At 45.7% G+C, this 19,755-nt stretch carries 21 protein-coding genes, 1 tRNA gene and 1 other annotated feature; of the genes, 14 read left to right on the top strand and 8 right to left on the bottom strand.

What is annotated here, in order from left to right:
• Positions 1-537, bottom strand: a complete 537-nt coding sequence (locus OIU26_RS15525) for a hypothetical protein (RefSeq protein ID WP_264217330.1) — start codon at positions 535-537, stop codon at positions 1-3.
• A gap of 223 nt (positions 538-760) precedes the next feature.
• Here OIU26_RS15525 and OIU26_RS15520 point away from each other — a divergent pair.
• The 3 genes from OIU26_RS15520 (at position 761) to OIU26_RS15510 (ending at position 2,635) form a co-directional block, all read left to right on the top strand.
• Positions 761-845: transfer RNA gene (locus tag OIU26_RS15520), tRNA-Leu, on the top strand.
• Positions 846-1,058: 213 nt separating this feature from the next.
• Complete coding sequence (msrA, locus tag OIU26_RS15515) at positions 1,059-1,571, top strand: peptide-methionine (S)-S-oxide reductase MsrA (RefSeq protein WP_216975637.1); 513 nt, start codon at positions 1,059-1,061, stop codon at positions 1,569-1,571.
• 128 nt (positions 1,572-1,699) lie between these two features.
• Positions 1,700-2,635: a divergent polysaccharide deacetylase family protein gene (locus OIU26_RS15510; protein WP_264217329.1), complete on the top strand. Its 936-nt coding sequence runs from the start codon at positions 1,700-1,702 to the stop codon at positions 2,633-2,635.
• Here OIU26_RS15510 and OIU26_RS15505 read toward each other — a convergent pair.
• Positions 2,610-3,365 carry an N-acetylmuramoyl-L-alanine amidase gene (locus tag OIU26_RS15505; RefSeq protein WP_264217328.1) on the bottom strand — a complete coding sequence of 252 codons (756 nt, stop codon included), beginning with the start codon at positions 3,363-3,365 and terminating at the stop codon, positions 2,610-2,612. The genes OIU26_RS15510 and OIU26_RS15505 overlap by 26 nt on opposite strands.
• Positions 3,366-3,652: 287 nt before the next feature.
• Here OIU26_RS15505 and OIU26_RS15500 point away from each other — a divergent pair, with 287 nt between their 5' ends.
• Positions 3,653-3,844 (top strand): YqzE family protein, encoded by a 192-nt coding sequence (locus OIU26_RS15500; RefSeq protein WP_040101644.1) that lies wholly within the window; start codon positions 3,653-3,655, stop codon positions 3,842-3,844.
• Positions 3,845-3,947: 103 nt separating this feature from the next.
• Here OIU26_RS15500 and OIU26_RS15495 read toward each other — a convergent pair whose 3' ends face one another.
• The 4 genes from OIU26_RS15495 to OIU26_RS15480 all read right to left on the bottom strand — a co-directional run bounded on the left by OIU26_RS15495 (position 3,948) and on the right by OIU26_RS15480 (position 9,088).
• Positions 3,948-5,009, bottom strand: coding sequence for a hypothetical protein (locus OIU26_RS15495; RefSeq protein WP_264217327.1), 1,062 nt, complete (start codon positions 5,007-5,009; stop codon positions 3,948-3,950).
• Between the two features lie 258 nt (positions 5,010-5,267).
• Positions 5,268-6,218 (bottom strand): YqhG family protein, encoded by a 951-nt coding sequence (locus OIU26_RS15490; protein ID WP_013370531.1) that lies wholly within the window; start codon positions 6,216-6,218, stop codon positions 5,268-5,270.
• Between the two features lie 2 nt (positions 6,219-6,220).
• The gene (locus OIU26_RS15485) at positions 6,221-8,113 is read right to left on the bottom strand and encodes a DEAD/DEAH box helicase (RefSeq protein ID WP_264217326.1); all 1,893 of its coding nucleotides are present in this window, start codon (positions 8,111-8,113) and stop codon (positions 6,221-6,223) included.
• 135 nt (positions 8,114-8,248) lie between these two features.
• Positions 8,249-9,088 (bottom strand): helix-turn-helix transcriptional regulator, encoded by an 840-nt coding sequence (locus tag OIU26_RS15480; RefSeq protein ID WP_264217325.1) that lies wholly within the window; start codon positions 9,086-9,088, stop codon positions 8,249-8,251.
• A 163-nt stretch (positions 9,089-9,251) separates the two neighbouring features.
• Here OIU26_RS15480 and fabF point away from each other — a divergent pair, with 163 nt between their 5' ends.
• The 4 genes from fabF to OIU26_RS15460 all read left to right on the top strand — a co-directional run bounded on the left by fabF (position 9,252) and on the right by OIU26_RS15460 (position 12,957).
• Positions 9,252-10,490 carry a beta-ketoacyl-ACP synthase II gene (fabF, locus tag OIU26_RS15475; RefSeq protein ID WP_040101640.1) on the top strand — a complete coding sequence of 413 codons (1,239 nt, stop codon included), beginning with the start codon at positions 9,252-9,254 and terminating at the stop codon, positions 10,488-10,490.
• A gap of 138 nt (positions 10,491-10,628) precedes the next feature.
• A complete protein-coding gene (locus OIU26_RS15470) occupies positions 10,629-11,135 on the top strand; it encodes a GNAT family N-acetyltransferase (protein WP_264217324.1) in 507 nt (168 codons plus the stop codon).
• A gap of 20 nt (positions 11,136-11,155) precedes the next feature.
• A complete protein-coding gene (locus tag OIU26_RS15465) occupies positions 11,156-12,100 on the top strand; it encodes a helix-turn-helix transcriptional regulator (protein WP_264217323.1) in 945 nt (314 codons plus the stop codon).
• A 116-nt stretch (positions 12,101-12,216) separates the two neighbouring features.
• Positions 12,217-12,957: a zinc ribbon domain-containing protein gene (locus tag OIU26_RS15460; RefSeq protein ID WP_264217322.1), complete on the top strand. Its 741-nt coding sequence runs from the start codon at positions 12,217-12,219 to the stop codon at positions 12,955-12,957.
• Positions 12,958-13,043: 86 nt separating this feature from the next.
• On the opposite strand, the gene OIU26_RS15455 is transcribed toward OIU26_RS15460, so the two are convergent.
• Entirely contained in the window at positions 13,044-14,279 is a 1,236-nt protein-coding gene (locus tag OIU26_RS15455; protein WP_264217321.1) for an MFS transporter, read from the bottom strand.
• 195 nt (positions 14,280-14,474) lie between these two features.
• Between OIU26_RS15455 and OIU26_RS15450 the strand changes: the two genes are divergently transcribed.
• From OIU26_RS15450 to OIU26_RS15435, 4 genes are all read left to right on the top strand, one after another.
• Positions 14,475-15,062 carry a TetR/AcrR family transcriptional regulator gene (locus OIU26_RS15450; protein ID WP_264217320.1) on the top strand — a complete coding sequence of 196 codons (588 nt, stop codon included), beginning with the start codon at positions 14,475-14,477 and terminating at the stop codon, positions 15,060-15,062.
• Positions 15,052-15,477, top strand: a complete 426-nt coding sequence (locus OIU26_RS15445) for a hypothetical protein (RefSeq protein WP_264217319.1) — start codon at positions 15,052-15,054, stop codon at positions 15,475-15,477. The genes OIU26_RS15450 and OIU26_RS15445 overlap by 11 nt, the downstream gene beginning before the upstream one ends.
• A gap of 32 nt (positions 15,478-15,509) precedes the next feature.
• The gene (locus tag OIU26_RS15440; protein ID WP_264217318.1) at positions 15,510-16,061 is read left to right on the top strand and encodes an O-acetyl-ADP-ribose deacetylase; all 552 of its coding nucleotides are present in this window, start codon (positions 15,510-15,512) and stop codon (positions 16,059-16,061) included.
• 84 nt (positions 16,062-16,145) lie between these two features.
• Positions 16,146-16,613: an NUDIX hydrolase gene (locus OIU26_RS15435; protein WP_264217317.1), complete on the top strand. Its 468-nt coding sequence runs from the start codon at positions 16,146-16,148 to the stop codon at positions 16,611-16,613.
• A gap of 51 nt (positions 16,614-16,664) precedes the next feature.
• Here OIU26_RS15435 and OIU26_RS15430 read toward each other — a convergent pair whose 3' ends face one another.
• Positions 16,665-17,849, bottom strand: coding sequence for an aminotransferase class I/II-fold pyridoxal phosphate-dependent enzyme (locus OIU26_RS15430; RefSeq protein WP_264217316.1), 1,185 nt, complete (start codon positions 17,847-17,849; stop codon positions 16,665-16,667).
• A 42-nt stretch (positions 17,850-17,891) separates the two neighbouring features.
• Positions 17,892-18,130: a binding site (T-box leader), on the bottom strand.
• Between the two features lie 189 nt (positions 18,131-18,319).
• Between OIU26_RS15430 and OIU26_RS15425 the strand changes: the two genes are divergently transcribed.
• Positions 18,320-18,928: a DUF1349 domain-containing protein gene (locus tag OIU26_RS15425; protein ID WP_058711290.1), complete on the top strand. Its 609-nt coding sequence runs from the start codon at positions 18,320-18,322 to the stop codon at positions 18,926-18,928.
• Between the two features lie 88 nt (positions 18,929-19,016).
• Positions 19,017-19,718, top strand: a complete 702-nt coding sequence (locus OIU26_RS15420; protein ID WP_264217315.1) for a DUF1361 domain-containing protein — start codon at positions 19,017-19,019, stop codon at positions 19,716-19,718.
• Positions 19,719-19,755 lie beyond the last annotated feature (37 nt).

The following is a 19,755-nucleotide window of genomic DNA, read 5'->3' as shown; positions in this document are numbered from 1 at the left end:
TTATGCTCTTTTGCTTGCAGCAAAAGCAGCAGGACGAGGGGATTTATGCTTATAGGCAGAAGAGGATGCAATCCAACTTCGCTCAACAACGCGTAGGGGTTTGGGGGTTGAGTTATTGGGTAATTCGGGGCGATATTTCTCTGGCAAAGGTAGAGACGCCGTATGAGGCATAGAGGTAGGGAGCCCCAAATAAGCTCGCATTCGTTCATACATTTCTTTGCGGAATGCGGACATAGGCATACTGAACTGCTCTTTGACGCCTTTATATATATAGGTGGCGTGAACGCCGGAGTGGTTTTGTTGTATGTCTAGAACACGAACGTGATACTTCTTAAATTCATGTTTAATTTCAGATAGTAGGATTCCGGTACGATCTATTCCTGCGTTAACCATTTCGACATAAAGATCAGGGGTTTTCAGCACGCCGCTTTCTTCAAGAATTAGGCTGTCACGCTCAAATACTTTTTGAATAAAGGTAAGGAGCAGATAACTCTTCACAAGAGAGCATGAATGCTGAGTAGTATCTGAAGAGATCATTACCATTCACCGCCTTAAGGAAATGTGATGATAATTCATAGTCATGGAAGTAAAGGAACTTTTGTTCCTAAGAACTTATGTTCTTATATTATCGTATTATTCCTTTTTTATCAAGAAGAAATAAAGAAAAATAAAAGATTTGACAACTTTATATGAGCATGGTATGATCTATCTTGTCGCTAAGAAAGATTGATTCTTTCGAGATAGACGATCAAATCTATATGCGGTCGTGGCGGAATTGGCAGACGCGCACGGTTCAGGTCCGTGTGGGCTAACCCCCCGTGGAGGTTCGAGTCCTCTCGACCGCATCCATTTAGAAAAGGTTTATAGAATTGCTCTTGTAGCAATTTTATAAACCTTTTCTTATGTTTCGGAATTATTGCAGACTTCCAGCAATGATTCCAATACGAGGGTTTGAACTTTATTCAAGTTCATAAGCAATTCTTTTATAAGTTTAATTTTTAAGATATGATAGAAAATAACGCATTTGATGATGAAGCTATTGAAAGGTTGGATGTAAGATGGAGAAAGCAACTTTTGCAGGCGGATGCTTCTGGTGTATGGTGACTCCGTTCGAGGAGCAGCCAGGCATTCATAGTATTGTCTCAGGCTATACTGGAGGGACGATTTCCGATCCGACCTACGAACAGGTTAAAACAGGAACAACAGGGCACTATGAGGTGGTGCAGATTACGTTTGATCCTGAGCTGTTTCCTTATGAAAAGCTACTTGAATTGTATTGGCCGCAAACAGATCCTACCGACGGAGAAGGTCAATTTCAGGACCGAGGCACACAATATAAGCCTGCAATTTTTTATCATACGGAGCAGCAACGAGAGCTTGCACAACAATCCAAGGAACAGTTGGTACAAAGCGGACGCTTTGATAAGCCAATTGTAACGGAGATTCTTCCGGCTGCAATTTTTTATCCGGCAGAGGATTATCATCAGGATTATCACAAGAAGAATGTGAAGCATTATAAGGAAGATCGAGCCCAATCCGGTCGTGATGAATTTATCGATAAAAACTGGTAAGCAGCTTTAATATACGTTATTACGCGCACATCAAGGCAGATCAGAGATTATATCTCAGATCTGCCTTATACATATTTAAACGGTTTTACTCACACAATGAAGGGACAGAGAAGGAGGCTGACCCGCAAATGAGTACACGACGGAAGCTGCACATGAGAAATATAATAAAAAAAGCTTTAAAGGCATCACGCAACCGGAAGAATTCGTCTTATGCGCTTGTACACCATGCAAGATCTAGAATGCAAATCATCGTAGTGCTTTGTATTTCAGTCTGTATGTTATTTATGGTCTGTAAAACTGCTGTTGCCGAAGCAATAGACCAACAGAACCAGCAGCAAAAGAGGGTTGCTGTCATTATTGATGATCTAGGAAACAACATGAAAGGTACCAAGGAGATTTTAAATTTACCTGTCAAAATCACCGTTGCTGTAATGCCCTTCCTGCCAACAACCAAACAGGACGCTATGGAAGCGCATAATCGTGGTCATGATGTTATCGTCCATCTTCCAATGGAGCCCAAGCAGGGCAAGCCTGAATGGCTTGGACCTGGAGCAATCAAGGCTAATATGACGGATGAAGAAGTACGCGCCAAGGTGACCGCAGCTATCAAGGATGTTCCTTATGCCATAGGAATGAACAACCATATGGGCTCCAAGGTCACCTCAGACAAGCGCATTATGTCCATCGTTCTTGATGTTTGTAAAGAACATGGACTATTTTTTGTTGATAGCCGAACTAATTATTGGTCAGTGGTGCCTGAACTTGCCGCTAAAAAGGGAATGCCACCGGTGCGAAATGATGTTTTTTTGGATGATGTTCATACACTCGCTCATGTGAATCGGCAACTTAGCAAAGTGGTTGAATGGTTGGCAGAGCACAACACCTGTGTAACGATTGGACATGTTGGCGTGTCCGGCATGTATACCTCCTCAGGGCTTCATTCATCGGTTCCTAAATTAAAGGAGCATGCTCAGTTTGTAGGCATTAGCGATCTGGTGCATGATGTATGGGGGTGGACAGGAGATCCAGCCACGAATACTACCACGCCGTCAGATGGGCAATAATGCCTTCGGCAATAGCTTCAGCAATCCTTTTTTGGCCGCGATCCCCAGAAAGTAGGGCTCTGTCTTGTTCGTTGCTGATAAACCCCGTTTCGACTATTACAGCGGGATGTTGAATTTTATTCAGAAGATAAAAGGGTTTTCCGTATATGGTTTGTCTATTCATGCAAAATAAGCGGTTTAATGAATGCTGGATCTGTTCAGCTAACATATAGCTGCTGCCTTCATCTTGATACAGTACAATGGGTCCACGTTTTTCGGCACGTTTGGCCCAATTTACATGCAGGCTTACAACCACAGCAGTGGGCAGTTGTTCTGTCAAGCTTTTACGCTGGGCGAGGTCTTTAAGATGCCGGGATTTGGACTGCAACCAACGGTTATCATCACTCAGTGCGTAGTCCTTGTCCCTATTCAAGACAGCAGGGTAACTCTGGGAACGTAAGATCAAGTACAGTTTTTGAGCAATGGCGAGATTGATATCTTTTTCCAGAAGTCCTTTGTGACTTGTTCCACCATCCACACCGCCATGACCTACATCTATCAAGACCACGGGCTTGGCAAAAGCATGATAGGAGCGGTTAAACGGGGTCTCTGTATGCTTGTTTGTGTCGGTGCTTTTCTCGCCAGGCTGAGTAGTTGCATAAGCAAATGGGGCAAATACAGCGCTACAAAGGATGCAAAGACTTAACCCTAGTCCGATCAGCCATATCTTGTTTAACTTTTTATTCAACACGTTCTATTCCTCCAATGGACGAATTGATTGTTTACTGAAAACTATGCATAACAGACATCAAACCTAAAGCAGCATAGCTGCCTTCAAATATAACAATAAACCTTGGAGGTACTGTTATATTGAAGATAGTATGTACCATTTAAGGGAAACCATGCATAGTTATTCCGCAGGGATTAGAGCTGCTGAAAACTGTGCAAGCTAGTAGTATCTGAACCTAACGTGTAACTTGATATTTCCAAGGCACGGTGATTGGAAATGATAGGTGCAGATGGAGGAGGTCATGGAGGATGGCGAAGAGTGACGAACTGGTGACGTATATTACACAGCGGATTGTACGTTATATGGAAACGCCGCGTGAGGTTCGACGTAGCCAAAAACAAGCCAAGGAGCCATGGGTGAGCAAATGGTTTGGCATGTTGCCTCTCGCTCTGAAAATGTGGATAAAATCCACACGCAGAGGGCGAAAAGAGCAACGTTAAACACGCCAAAGAGACCACAAGAGGCAGGGGTATGCCATTTGAGGTCTCTTTTTATGTTGTTATAGGGGATAATTTCGAATGATTTTTGTTGTTCCTGAAATTACTAGGATTCCAAACGGTAAAATTGACCATGAGGCAACAGCTGTTTTAGTGGCACAAATCGGGAAAGTCCATCGCGATAGGTTAATGCATATAAAATGGGTTCGGATGGATGATCTGGAGATATCCAAGTTTGAAACCCGCTAATGGATAAGGGTCCCCCAAAGGCAAAATTGATACTTGTGGCAGAAAAAATCATACGTGGTGAATTACTTAGTGCGTCCATAAATTGGTCTGTGTCATGAATGGAAAGTTTTTGCTTAGCTTGAAGCCAACCCAGATCATCATAAGGATTGAAAGGATCGGACGAGATAGTAACTGCCTGTGCCTGCGTTTTCAAAAAGGGTGTAGGTGAAGAAATCGCGTTGTTCTGAAGCTTATGTTTCCAACTCCCATCTGCTACTTCTACAGGTAGCGGATCGCCAGTAACAGCATCAATACATATTTGGCTACCCGTAGAGGAACGCACCAGCCAATAGGCTAAAAGTGGTTCCTCATACATAGGTGTAATTTGCAGCTTGTCGATAGAAGAAAATTCGGTTTCTGTGAGCGACTTGAGGGATTGGCGAAGTATATCCATACTATATGGTCCGCCTGGGCCATTCCCGTATTCATTGAGTTGATAAGCGCCGTTTGGGTCACATCCGATAATCAGGTAGCCAATGTATTCTCCTGCATGGTTCACTTGAACAAGCCAGCTATGGGTTCCAGGTCCAAGCGGATGGTAGCTGAGCTCGGCGTCTTTCCACGAAGCAAAAGGGGACTGCGACGATAGGGATTGTACGGTGTCGGCTGCTGTCCGTTTCACGTCCTCAGGCACCCCTTGCTGCTGAGCAGGAAGCTTTGATGAAACGTCACCCGGGGAGGCAGAAGGAGTAGCAGGACTCATGGATTCCATTGGAGGAACCCACGAGCTTTCGTTGTAGTTGGGTGCTGAGCTTAAATTGCTTTCTTGAACGGCTGAGGGAGCCGCATGAATGGAAGCGAACGGACAGACTGCGGACAGGCTGATCAGTACAGCTGCGATCATACCTACGCTATAATGCCCCGAATGATTTTTCTTCAATGGAATCCACCTTTCTGTCGGATGACTTGCCGACGGAGGCATTCTTTTTTAACTAGCATACAGCCTGTCCGATGAAAAGACTGCTGCACCCTGTCGGCGCAAATGTCGTATCCAGGTTCGCTTTTTGCTGTCGATACATAGGAGACAGGCTAGACTACGCTTGTGTTTGCAGCAGCGGAAACTGATGTAGGCTGAAGCAAGATGTTACAACTTGACGACATATCTGCAACTAACCTGCGAAGGAGCGTGAGATATCAGTTACCGCAGATGAAATATGCCGCAGTTAATGGCGGATACGAGTACCTTTGGCTCATATTGCCATACCATTTCTTTACGGCGGGCTTGATGCTGCTCTAATACGGATTCTTTTTTATCCTCTTCCTCTTTCTGTTCCTTGATTAGATCATCGTAATAGTGGTCAATAACCTCTAGTTCCTCGCGTAATCGTTCCTTCGCCTGCTCAGCCCAACCATAATCTTGCTGTCGGAGCTGTTCGGTGAGATAGTTTTCAAGCGAGGTGGAAGCCTCAGGGACAGATAGCAGTGCTGGCTGTACATGCATATTGCCTGCCAGTAGTGGGCTGAGCTGCCGAGTTTCGAGCATAGCGCCAAAATTGGTTACAATAGTGCCGCTTTTGAGTGAAATCCCTAGCCACTGAAGTTCCTCACGCTTCAGATCGCAGGCAAACTCAATCTTGTAGCAGACGCTGAGCCAAGCTTCATAGACTACAGGAGAACGGGCAGACAATTGACGGGCATCAGGCTGCTCGAACAAATAAACATATTTTCCTCCATCCCGAGCGGCTTCAAAAATTTGATGCAGCCGACGGCTTCCGTATCGAAGCTCCTCCTGCATAATGCGACCAGGCCCTAATTGCGGTAACGTCGGTACATGACCGAAGTAACGCCCCATGACCTGATCTTGTGCTGCGTTGCCAGCTACAGGAGCTGGTGGCGTCTGATCCGCTAAACGTTCCTGTTCTGTCCGATAGGCTTCCCCATCAAAGATGAATGTGAAGGACATCGTCTGCGCTGGAACGCCAGTACGCTCTACGTATCCCCAATAGTAGGGACGATTTGTCAAGGCTTTATCTGCCTCCGGAGACAGCTTGACAGTTACATGGTGGGGAGACCTCTCAATGATGCTGCACCCGGTAGCTTCCAGATAGGTGTGGACAAAACGCTGGACTTGCTGTGCATTCATAGTCAAGGCTAGCGACCTCCTTTCACACTGCGCCGAGCTTTGGTTGGAGAAGCTGCATCACCTGCTAAGCCTAACAAATCCTCGGTGACACTTGAGCTTACTCCTGTTAGCCGTCCCTTAGGCTGCTTTGTTCCAGTTGACTTATCGGTTGCTACATTTGGAGTGACTGACGGGTCTGTGCGGATTTGTTCTATTTCTTGTTTGATGGAATCCAGCGAGTGGCCTAACTTTTGCATTTTTCTGCGAATTTCCTCATCACTGCTGGACTCAAGCATGATTTTATATAAACTTTTTTCAATGGATTCTTTTTTCTCAAACTTTTCCAGAATAACATCCAATCCGCCGATGACCATTTCAAACATATTAATCTTTTCATGCAGCAGGTGCAGGATATGCTCCTCAATCGTTCCGGTAGTGGACAGGTTGAAGATATTCACATCATGCTTCTGTCCAAGTCGATGCACCCGTCCAATCCGCTGTTCCACGCGCATGGGGTTCCACGGTAAATCGAAGTTAATCATGTGGTGACAAAATTGCAGGTTAATACCTTCACCACCTGCTTCAGTGGCAATCATAACCTGAATGCGACCACGGAACAGATCCATCATCCAATCCTTGCGGCCTCGGTTCATACCCCCTCTGTAAGGAACAGCAGACAGTCCGCGATCACGGAAATAGTTTAGCAAATACTCCTGTGTGGCCCGATATTCTGTAAAAATAATCACTTTTTCGTTCATCTTCCGGATAAGCTCAAGCGCTTTTTCAGCTTTGGAATTGGCCTTGATCGCTTTAATGTGTGCGACCAAGTCCCAGACACGATCACGTAGAGGAGAGTCTGGAGCCATCTTTTTGGACAAATTGACCAGCGTGACGAACACAGCGTCCCGGCTACTGCACACTTCCCGTTGAAGGGTAACGAGAGACAGCATGCTGCTTAAATTTCCGCCATTCGCTTGATATTGCTCTTTGACAAAAGAGGTCACCCCATCGTACAGCGCTTGCTCTTCTGGCGAGAGCTCCAAGTGAATGTTGGAAACATTTCGTTTAGTGAATTGAACTGGCCCTTCTCCACGACGATTGCGGATCATGACTTTAGACAGCTCATCCTTGAGCTGATCTTCATTTTTGGGCAGACGTTTATCTACAACAAAGTTTGCTGAAAAATCGCCTTGTCTTCCTAATTGACCGGGCTTGAGTAACGTGATCAGATTAAACAGCTCAGATAGATCGTTCTGTACAGGTGTAGCTGTCAGGAGCAAACAATATTTTTTACGCAACTTCATAATGAACTGGTAGTTGGATGTTTTTTTATTCTTCAGCTTATGAGCCTCGTCAATAATGAGCAGGTCATAATCGGTATCTAGCAGGATGTTACTATGTGGCTCTCTTTTGGCCGTATCCATGGAGGCTACGACGACCTCGGAAGACCAAGAATACGCTTTTTTCTGGGCGACTGCGGGAATGCCGAATTTGCTATTCAGCTCACGCACCCATTGCAGGACCAAAGAAGCGGGTACAAGAATAAGCACTTTGGAAGCCAGCCCGCGAACCAGATATTCCTTAAGGATCATTCCAGCTTCAATTGTTTTGCCTAGGCCGACTTCATCGGCAAGAATGGCACGTCCAGACATCTCAAACAGTACCTTCCGAGCGGTATCGAGTTGATGGGGCAGAGGAGTGAGGTCTTGCAAATGCTGAAGACATTGAAGCTCATCAAAGCTCGGCACCAGCTTGGCCTTTTCCGCCTCGATGGCCAGCTGATACAGATCCCAATCTCCCCAGGGGCCTCCCTTGTGCAGGCGTTGGTCCAGCTCGTCCTGCCAGCTGCGGTCAAATTGTACCGGAACAGGCAATGGTGCTTGGTTTTGTGTGTGCTGGGAACTTGTCGGTTTGGCTTTCATGATGATTCCCTCCCTCCTGGTAGTAGCACAGTTGAAGCTATCGGCTCTGTCACATATATGGCATCTATTTTGCACAGATCGTAGATGTAGTATGGACGGAAAAAGATATCTTCATAACAGGAGGGATGAAATCCTTTAGTTGCCTTCCATTAACTTTTGGAGTTTACTTTCCGTAGAAGTTTGCGCATTGGGGGTGTAAATGCTGCAACGGAGATCGACACTGCCTTGTACCTGAAGGGAAGTCAGGTCAAATAACATTTTGCCAGCCTTGGCATGACGAAATTCAATGAGCACTTCGGGAGCGGAGCTTACCTCACTCTGATTCCAAAGCTCGTTAAACTCTGGGTAGGCCTGACTCATGTTTTGTATAAATTGAGCATACCAGGGGTCTGTCACGTATTGCCCGTAATAAGCGCGGAATATAGCAAGAAACCCCTTTACAAAGTGTTCCCAATTCACGGCCAGACTTTTAAACTCCTTTTTTGTAAATAGCAGTTCGATCATATTGCGTTGCTCATGTGGTAGCTCGGCAAAATCCATAAAAACATGAGCAGCAGCTTCGTTCCAGCCGACAATATGGCAGCGCCGATCTGAAATAATAGCAGGACAGTAGTGCAACTCTTGTACGATCTTTTGCAGAGATGGAGATATGATCGCCTGCTCTGCAGGAGCAGGAAGGTTATGAGACCCGGCTTCCAGCGCTAAATCGTACAAATATTTACGCTCATCCGTGTTCAACTGCAAGGCAGCAGCAATAGCATCCAACACGGAGGAGGATACTTTAATATCCCGACCCTGCTCCAGCCAGGTATACCAGGTTGTACTGACACCTGCTAGTTGAGCGACTTCTTCTCTGCGCAAACCTGGTGTTCTCCGACGTGACCCTGGGGGAAGACCAACCATATGCGGGTGTAGGCGGGCCCTTTTTGTTTTCAGAAAAACTGATAGTGCTTCCAGACGTGCTTCCGTTTTCATAGGTATTTTCTCTCCATTCAATGAGTGTATCTGAAGTAATTAAATCAGGCGCTTACTATAGTAGTGTTCATTATACCAGGATAAACAAACACTTGTAATAGGATAAGACGGGGGTAAAATGAGGATTATAAGTAAGCCATCGAGCAGGAGGAATGAATAGCTTATGCAAAGAGTAGTGATAACAGGTATGGGTGTCGTTTCGCCATTGGGTAATGAAGTAGACACGCTATGGAACAATTTGCTGGAAGGCCATTCAGGTATACGTAAAATTAATTCATTTGATGTGTCCGATTTAAAAGCACAAATTGCTGGGCTGGTACAGGATTTTGATGCAGAAAAACAGTGGGGGCGTAAGGATGCCAGACGAATGGATCGATTTACTCAGTTTGCATTATATGCGGCAGAGCAAGCGCTCAAGGATTCTGGCCTGGAACTAGATCACACTGATCTGGAACGTGTAGGTGTATATGTGGGATCAGGAGTCGGCGGTTTGGATACGTTGGTAGACAATGTGGACGTGCTGCTACATCGTGGTCCAGGCAGAGTTAGCCCGACGCTGGTACCTATGATGATCTCGAATATGGCTGCTGCTCAAATTAGTATCGCGTTTGGAGCGATGGGTCCTACGCTTTCACCTGTAACGGCTTGTTCTATTGGGAACACTGCAATTGGAGAGGCATTTCGAACCATTCGTACAGGAGATGCGGATGTCATTTTTGCCGGTGGAGCTGAAGCGGCGGTGTCTCGATTGGCTTTGGCAAGTTTCGCTAATGCAACCGCCTTGTCGACACGTAACGAGGAGCCTTCCACAGCAAGTCGGCCTTTTGATAAGAATCGGGACGGTTTTGTCATGAGCGAAGGAGCAGGCATCTTGGTGCTGGAGTCGCTGGAGCACGCTACCCGGCGTGGTGCAGAAATCTATGGTGAGGTCATCGGTTATGGAGCGAGTTCGGATGCCTATCATATGGTTGCACCGCATCCTGAAGGAACCGGAGCTTATCTAGCAATGAAAGCGGCCCTTCATTCGGCTCGAATCTCTCCTGAAGAAGTGGACGTGATCAGTGCTCACGCAACGAGTACGGCTGTAGGGGATATCGCTGAAACCTTGGCGATTCACAAGCTGTTTGGTGACTATGCCTATCAGATTCCGGTAACCGCGAATAAGTCCATGCTAGGTCATATGCTAGGAGCCGCAGGCGGTGTCGAAGCGATTGCGCTTGTTCAAAGCCTTCGAGAAGGTATCATTCCGCCAACGATGCATTTGGACAATCCAGACCCTGTTTGTGATCTGGATTATGTGCCTCACGAAGCGCGCAAGGCTTCGCTAAATATTGGGTTATCTAATTCTTTCGGCTTCGGTGGTCATAATGCGGTCATTGTGCTGAAACGCTATGAGTCATAATATGTAATGAGTATTGAAGCCTCAGATGCTATATCCGGCTGGATCTAGCATCTGAGGTTATTTTAATTTAGGCATCATAGATTTAATTTAAATAATAGATAGAGTAAGATGGAGGAAAACATTTGGAGGGATGAAGCCATGATTATCATCAGGAACATAGAGCCAGCAGACGCTGAAGTGTATTGGAATTTAAGACTGGAAGCCCTAAAAATGAATCCCGAAGCTTTTGGAACCTCCTATGAGGAAGCTGTACAAGTTTCGTTATTTGATATAGTGAAGCAAATACAAAATAAGAGAGATCATTACATACTTGGTGCATTTACAAAGGATCATCAGCTGGCTGGCATGACCGGGTTTAGAAGAGAACACAAAATTAAGACACGGCATAAAGGAACGATTTGGGGAGTGTATGTACCACCGATTTACCGAGGCCAGGGGATCGCTAAGAAACTTTTATTGGAAGTTATCAGTCGAGGTAGAAAAGTGGAAGGATTGAAACAAATCAATTTGAGTGTGGTGGCTGCCAATCAAGCAGCTGTTGAGTTTTATAGAAAATTGGGATTCAAAACTTATGGTATTGAAAAGAACGCTTTGGAATATCACGGTCAGGGATATGATGAGGAACTCCTGGCTTATTTTTATTAAGGGTGAAAGGTTTTGAAAAAATGAAAATCGATCGATTGCTTTCTATCGTGATTTTGCTGCTGAAAAGAAATAGAATACAAGCAAAGGAACTCGCTGATTTGTATGAGGTTTCAATTCGGACGATTTATAGAGATATTGAAGCGATTAGTCTGGCTGGTATCCCAGTAGTAACTTTTCAGGGAGCAGGTGGGGGGATTGGCCTGATGGAAGGATATCGTCTGGATCGCAGTATGCTGACGGATCATGATATCAAGGACATTGTGATGGGCCTACAGAGTTTGTCCTCGTCGTTGGGCGGTCCCAACGTATCCCGGTTACTTCATAAATTTGAAAGCATTATACCAGAGTCTGAAAAAGAGCAATTTAGTGTCCGTACCACACAGTTTATCGTCGATCATTCGGGATGGGGAAATCAGTCTGTCCAGGAAGCTAAATTAATCAAGATAAAAGAGGCAATGAGTCAAGCGCGTACGGTTGCTTTTACCTATCGAAATGCGGAAGGAGCCCGAACAGAACGGGATGTGGAACCGCATACGCTTGTGCTGAAAGGGCAACAATGGTTTGTGTATGCGTATTGTCCCGACAGGGGGCAATTTCGGTTGTTCAAGCTTTCCCGTATGAATGAGCCTGTGGTTACAGAGACGGCTTTCACTCGCAGGGATCTTTCTAATGAAGTGCTGCCGTGGAATGAGGGGCGGATGACGGCATCCAGCGCTGTACAACCATTTACGCTACAATTTAACCGCACCTCAAGACATCTGGCGGAGGATTGGTTTGGTGTGGAAGCATTGAACGAGCAGGAGGAAGGGATTTACACGGTTTCAGTCCCGTTTCCTGAGGATGCGTGGGTGTACGGATTTATTTTAAGCCTCGGACCGGATGTGATTGTCAAAGAACCAGCCCATTTGCGAGATAAGATTTATAAGATGGCGTTGCGTATTGCGTCTAATTATGAAGAAGGCTAGGAATTATAGAGTAAATCTTAGATTAAAGTAAAACGAACCTGACCCATAGTTGTCAGGTTTGTTTCGTTATACTGGTGGCATACCAGATATGAGTTAGCGAAAGGGGATTTACGAGAATGGATAAAGCTTGTCAAAGCTGCGGGATGCCGCTGGAGCATGAGGATCAATATGGAACGGATGCACAACATAATAATACAGATGAGTATTGCAAGTATTGTTACAAGGAAGGTGCACTTGTACAGCCTGACTTGACGATGGAGGGAATGATCCAGCAGTGTGTGCCGATCCTGGTAGAAGAGGGGATGCAGGCAGAAGAAGCGACTTCGATGCTACGTAATTACCTACCGCATTTGAAGAGGTGGCGGTCTTCAGAGGATACAGAGCTTCCATTTGATGGACCCATTCGGGAGGAGTACCGAGGTGAAATCCATTTAATTGGTCTAAAAGCACGCACAAACAATCAGAAGGAACAGACATCTCACGGGATCATTCCAAGCATGTGGGAACGTTTTGTAGGTGAGAATGTGGCAGGTCGGATCAGGGGTCATGAAGGACTTGCTTCCGTCTATGGTTGCTATACTGACTATGAAAATGGAGCTCTGGGCGAGTATACATTTTTTATTGGAAAGGAAGCGGCTGAGGACTTCCAAACTCCTGACGAGCTTGAAGAACTTGTAATTCCGGCTGCACGCTATGCTATTTTTCAGGCAACCCATGAACCTTCTTCTATCTTCCGTGTATGGCAGACAATTTGGGCATGGGCTGCCACGGGACAAGGGGAGCGGACCTACACAGGTGATTTTGAAGTGTATGGCAATCCAGATGAACCCGTTTTGATTTATATTGCAATTAAGTGATGATCTACAGTGATAGAAGAGAACCGCCTAGGCTGTTATTGAGGCCCAGGCGGTTTTTCGTTGATCCCATCCATATGGATGTACCATCAAGTTGAACGTCGAGTCATCGCCCAAAAAATGAGAGCCAGAGCACTGACACCCGCCCCCAATAGGCAAACTCCGTTCCACCCAGCATAGGTATACATGTGAGTGGAGGTAATGGCTCCAGTGGCGCTACCGATGGAATAAAAGATCATGTAGCCTGCGGTAAGTCGGCTCCGTGCTTCAGGGCGAACGTTGAAAATCAAGCTCTGGTTAGTGACATGTACAGCCTGTACGGCCAAATCCAAAAGAATGACACCAAGAGTTAAAGCGAATAGAGAATGCTCGGTGTAGCGTATAGGTAGCCAGGACAGTAGCAATACAACTAGTGCGATACCTGTTGTTCGTTGTCCCAAGCCTTGATCAGCAAGCCGCCCTGCTTGGGCTGCTGCTAATGCTCCGGCGACTCCAGCCAGGCCGAAGGCCCCAATGGCAGTGTGTGAAAGAGACAATGGAGGGGCACTAAGAGGCAATACAAGCGAAGTCCACAATATGCTAAACGCTGTGAAAATGAGCAGCGCAAGGACAGCACGAATACGCAGAATTCGTTCTTGGACGAACAGTGCGATAACCGAGCGAAGCAACTGCCCATAGGAAAGTGTGGCGCTTGTGGGTTCGTTCTTTGGGAGTACTCGCAATAGAGCCACAGCCATAAACAGCGTAAGTATAGCAGAAATAAGGTAAACTGAACGCCAGCCTGCCAGATCAGTTAATACACCAGCAACGGTTCGTGCGAGTAAAATGCCGATAACGACTCCGCTGGTTACCAGTCCTACGACCTGCCCGCGTTCAGTCGGATGAGCCAAGGTCGAGGCGAATGCCACGAGTGTTTGAGTCACTACAGCCAGTAGCCCAACCATTGCCATGCCCATAAGCAGTATTGTACGGGTAGGGGCAGAGCTAACCAGGATTAATGCCAGCACAGATAGCAGCATCTGTCCTGTAATCAAGCGCCGCCTGTTCAAGAGATCGCCAAGCGGGACGAGTAGCAGCAGTCCTAACGCATAACAAATTTGCGTGACGGTAATAACGATACCGACCGATGAGTGTGTAATGCCAAACTCGTGCGCCAGCGCATCCAGTAATGGCTGTGCATAGTAAATGTTAGCGACAGCCAGCCCGCAGGCTATGGCAAACAAGAGCGCCACAGACCGGGATAGGACCGGAATGGGAGCTATTTCGGCAGTGCTGGCTACCGTTTGATGGGGGAGCAGTATCGCTTTTTCTTCTGACGTCTTCATTTTCACATACCACGTCGCTTTCTGTGATTTACATACTGATCAGTATAATATACCGATTGGTATGTAATGATTTTAGGTCAATGTAACTCTCATCAATAAGATTTGTCAAGAGTTTAACCCGCATATATTTGACAGCCGCTTCTGGAGATCATACAATCTTAATATACTGAACGATACGAAAAGAAGGGGATAAGTATGGTTCGACCACGAGAATTTGATGAAGATCAAGCGTTGGATGCAGCGATGCAAGTTTTTTGGGAAAAGGGTTTTGAGGCCACATCTTTAAGCGATTTAACCTCGCGTATGGGAATACAACGTCCCAGCATATATGCTGCCTTTGGGGATAAAAAGCAATTATTCGAAGCTGCGCTGCGTAAATATACGCAATCTCATGCAGCTTGTGTAAGGGCTAAACTGCAAAATAGTTCAGCTGTAAAAGAAGCATTTTACAATTTTTTTGGAGGAGTGATGGCAGAAGAGTACGAGGAGGGGTCCAATAAGGGATGCTTTTGCATCAATACAATGGTAGAACTAGCCCCTCATGATGAGAGGTTTGAAATTTTAACCAGAGAACATCAGATGTATCTCTCTGCTGTCTTTCAGGAGACCCTCGAACGTGGTATTCAATCTGAGGAGCTTGAGGTGACTATAGATGCACGAGCTTTGGCACACACGTTGGTCTCTTTGTTAATCGGGATAACCGTGATGATGAAGTCACGCCCAGAGCGTTCTTTTGTGGATCATGCGGTTGCGACCGCACTTATGTTGCTGGATGGAAAATAACTTAGGACTGGAGAACACCTGGATGCCACACATAAAAGCCATTCAAACGCCGCTTGGCGAATTGCATGGACGGGATGCGGTCTATTTGGATCAGGTTCATATGAATTATGCGAAGAAAGAGCTGGTTTTGAAGGGAGAGATTAATGGGGGGTTGGCGTCAGAAGCAGTAGACGATTTTGTACCCTATGAGCTTATATTTACAGGAATCTACTATTTTAATATGATTGAACTGGATGTGGCTTTAGACATGCCTGAACAGAAGTATACGCAAGGTAGCAGTTTTGATGAGCTTACAGATACGCCATTATTAGCTACAATAGCTAGTGCACGGGGGAAGAATCTAAAACACTTTCTGTTGAAAACCTATGACGATGTTTTAGAAATCGCTTGTAGAGACTATAAGATGACTATATAACAAAGCTGGTTTTTAGAAGAGAAGGAGGACCAATGGATACCCAAATTGAACTATTTAACGTGATCATACGTGTGGTGCAAGGGGATATTACCTGTTGTAAGGCAGATATTATTGTCAACGCTGCAAATACAAGCTTGCTGGGTGGCGGTGGTGTAGATGGTGCAATTCATAGAGCTGGCGGTCCGGCTATATTGGAAGATTGTGTCCGAATCAGAAACAAGCAAGGGGGATGTCCGGTAGGAGGCGCAGTTTATACGACGGCTGGCAAGCTGGAAGCCCAATATGTTGTTCATACTGTCGGCCCTGTGTGGAATGGTGGCGACCATCAGGAAGAAGAGCTATTGGCGACATGCTACCGTCATACACTGCAATTAGCTTTAGAATTGAATGCACGCAGCATTGCTTTTCCCAATATCAGCACAGGCATCTACCGATTCCCGAAAGAAAAGGCGGCCGAGATTGCTATACAGGAAGTGACACGTTTTGTACAGGAACATGCTGGGTTGAATGAGATTATTTTTGTTTGTTTTGATGCGGAAAATGCTCAGTTATATAGCCGTAAGCTACAGTCACCTAAAGATTAATTTTTTAGTATACATACTTAAGCTCATCATTTAACTTAATCCAACGAATGAATTGATGTAAGAGTGCTCAACTGGAGGTGTGTTATGCTGGTTAAGCTGATAAATAAGATCCCGCGGGATTGGCTTGTATTCATGTATAAGCATACGCCGTTCATTCGATTGAAAAATGCATTGGTGTACCGGGCACAACATAAATTTTTAGTTGCTGTGCTGGGCATTTTCACGAACGATGCCGGGGAAGTGCTGCTATTAAAGCACGTATACCGGAAGCAACCGTGGGGAATTCCCGGCGGCTGGATGGAGCTAGAGCAGCCGGAAACCGCCTTACGGCGCGAAGTCCGGGAAGAAACTGGGCTGGAGGTAGAGATCACCTCATTGGCGCAAGCCCAGTTTGGCCAGTTGCCGAACCGTGTGGATCTTATTTTTAAAGGCCGGGTTATCCCGGGTACCTTTCGACCAAGCGCTGAAATCTCCGACATTTGTTACTGCCGCGTAGGGGAATGGCCGAATGCTTGCCAGCACACCAGAAAAAGCTTATTCAGAAGCTGCTGAAGTAAATGTTCACCTCATGCTCATGTTCAGTTCATGCGATGGAAAATCGGTTTACAGGCGTTTCAGGAATACGCTGATGCGTTCCAGAGCCGTTTCCAGCTGTTCACGCGATGATGCATACGAGCAGCGGATAAAACCTTCGCCGCCTGGGCCGAATGCGGAACCCGGGACCGTTATAACTCCTTGTTCTTCCAACAGTCGCTTGGCAAACTGTTCTGAGCTTAACCCTGTGTGCATAATGGAGGGAAAAGCATAGAAGGCACCATTTGGTTCATGACATGGAAGTCCTGTCTGACAGAGGGCAGCAACGAACCATTTTCTACGTTGATTGTAGGACTCCATCATGCGATCTTTTTCCTCCAGCCCGTTGCGCAGGGATTCAATAGCGGCAATTTGCCCGATAATAGGCGCGCACATGGCTGTATATTGATGGATTTTCAGCATGGCTGAAATCAACTCTTTCGGACCGCATACATAGCCGACCCTCCAGCCTGTCATGGCAAATGCTTTGGAAAAGCCGCTGATGAGCAGGGTGCGTTCTTTCATTCCTGGCAGAGAAGCGAAACTTACATGCTGCTGTCCATAGGTCAATTCAGCATAAATTTCGTCCGATATGACGATCAGATTATGCTCCTCAACCAGACGGGCAATGGGTAGCCAATCCTCATAGGTCATCACCCCGCCAGTCGGGTTGTTCGGATAACAGAGAATAAGCACTTTGGATCGTGGAGTCAGCTTGGATTTGAGCGCCTCAGCTGTCAGCTTAAACTGCTGGTCAGCAGACGTTTCAACCGTTACGGTATGTCCTCCGTTCAAAAACGTAATAGGCGAATACGAAATATAACAGGGAGCTGGTATGAGTATTTCATCGTGTGTTGTGATGAGGGCGCGTAGCGCCAAATCCAACGCTTCACTACTGCCAACAGTGACCATGATTTCATCTGCCGGGTTATAGGATGTGCTGAAGCTGCTCTCCAGATATCTGGCAATTTCCTCACGAAGCTCAGGGAGACCTGCATTGGGTGTGTATGAGGTTTTACCATTTTCCAGTGCTGTGATACAGGCCTTTCTCACATGTTGAGGAGTTACAAAATCAGGTTCACCAACACCAAGCGATACGATATCTTTTCTGCCTGCACTATATTCAAAAAACCGACGGATACCTGAAGGGGGCATTTCCCGTACAGCCGGAGTCAAAAAATCAGTTATAGATACTGCTGTCGATACATTTGTCATGTTGATTCCTCCTTATTGAAAAACAAAAAAACCCGCCCCTGTAAAAGGGACGAGTTTATACCCGTGTTACCACCCTAGTTTCATTCCATAGGAAATGACACTCTGTTCACGTATCCATCAATACGTGTTCCGGTTAACGCTGGAAAGGCGGCAGAGCTTACTTCAGGTTCAGCCCGCTTCTCAGAGATGGCGTTCAGCTACCCTCGGAATGTTGGCTTTCACCTGCCCCAACTCTCTGCAAATCCGCTGTATAGCTTACTCGTTCTCGTCATTGAAATTTGTTGCCGTATCAATTTAGGTGTAATTATAAGCACAACATTTCAGAATGGCAAGTCTTTTTTTATAAATTGTAAAGACAGGGGCATCATCATTGACGACTGGAAGATAACGTATATAGTGGTATCAAGGGGAATTGTACCCCAAAATTCACTGTGTTAAGACTATATTGGCTAGAGAGGGATGGTATCCATATGAACGTATTTGAAGACTTTAACGACAAGGTTTTGCCTCAAGGATGGGGCTGGATCAACGAACCGACTGTATGGAGCTTCGATGAATTCAAGGCTTTACAAGTATCTGCACCTTCACAGGCAGATTTTTTTAGAGATCCGTCCGGCGCCGTTATCAAATCGTCCGCTCCTTTTTTGCATACCACCCTTCAAGGAGATTTTACAATATGGACGAGGGTTCGTGTCGATATGAAGCAGCCCTATGACTCAGGATGTTTGATGGTGATGGCTGATGATACTCATTGGGCTAAAGTGTGCTTTGAATACTTTGAGAATACCCCCTCGATCCTAAGTGTGGTTACACGGGATACATCCGATGATTGTATATCGGGGGCGATGGATGCTTCTAATCCGTATTTGCGAGTAACACGAGCTGGAAATTGCTTTGCCTTTCATTATTCATCGGATGGTCACCATTGGAAACTGGCCAGATATTTTGGGATGAATGTTCCCAGCCAGCTAAAAGTTGGGGTTGTCGCACAATCTCCAGTAGGGGAGGGGTGTAATGTTACCTTTGACGCTTTGACAATAACAAACCATGTGTTCGAGGATATACGAAACGTGGAATAAATAAAAGCCCTCTCTATATATGAAAGCGCTATATAAGAAAGTTAAAAAGACGTAAATACGTGTTTTTAGACAGGAGGTAGATGGAAGTTTGCTGTTAAGAAGGAAGGGTTACAAGCTGCCCGGTTTGTTGGGGGTGATGCTTGTAGCTACATTGGGCTGTTTCGGACTCATTATGTATCTACAGTCCACAAGTGGGACGAGGATATATCAATTTCTGTACTGGGACATATTCCTGGCCTGGGTTCCGGTGTTTATTTCATTGTTAATGGTGGCTTTATCCAAATTACAATATGCAAAAGTGAGAAATATTCTTTTATTTTTCGCCGCATGGGTATGGTTGTTTTTTCTGCCGAATGCTCTTTATCTAGTGACCGAGTTACTACATGCATTCCGTTTTTACGATGTGAACCCTGGTACGCGTTTTTGGTTGAACACTCAATTTTGGCTAATCTTATTTACGTCCTTTTCAGCCGCTGGAATTGGTCTTTTTCTTACATCTCTTTGTGTATTGATGATCCACCGTATGTTGAGGAAGATTTGTTCAGGGTGGCTCGCATGGGTTGTAGTCTTTGTGATGTTGTGGTTGGCCAGCATAGGTGTATATATAGGCAGATTTGCACGCTGGAATAGTTGGGATGTGTTGCTGCAACCGCTGGTGCTTTTTGTGGATCTTTGGAGCTCGGCAGTAAATGCAGGGGAGAAGCTTCATTTACTGTCTTTTAGCTGGCTGGTGTTTGGGATGGCGCTCATCTTTTATCTATTTATCTATATCTCTTTACGTGAGGATTAGGATTGAGGCCGAGGACCTGTATTCAATGAATACAGAC

Source organism: Paenibacillus sp. BT-177 (genome assembly GCF_025846815.2).
Taxonomy (GTDB): domain Bacteria; phylum Bacillota; class Bacilli; order Paenibacillales; family Paenibacillaceae; genus Paenibacillus; species Paenibacillus polymyxa_C.
This window is presented reverse-complemented; position numbering and strand designations above follow the sequence as displayed.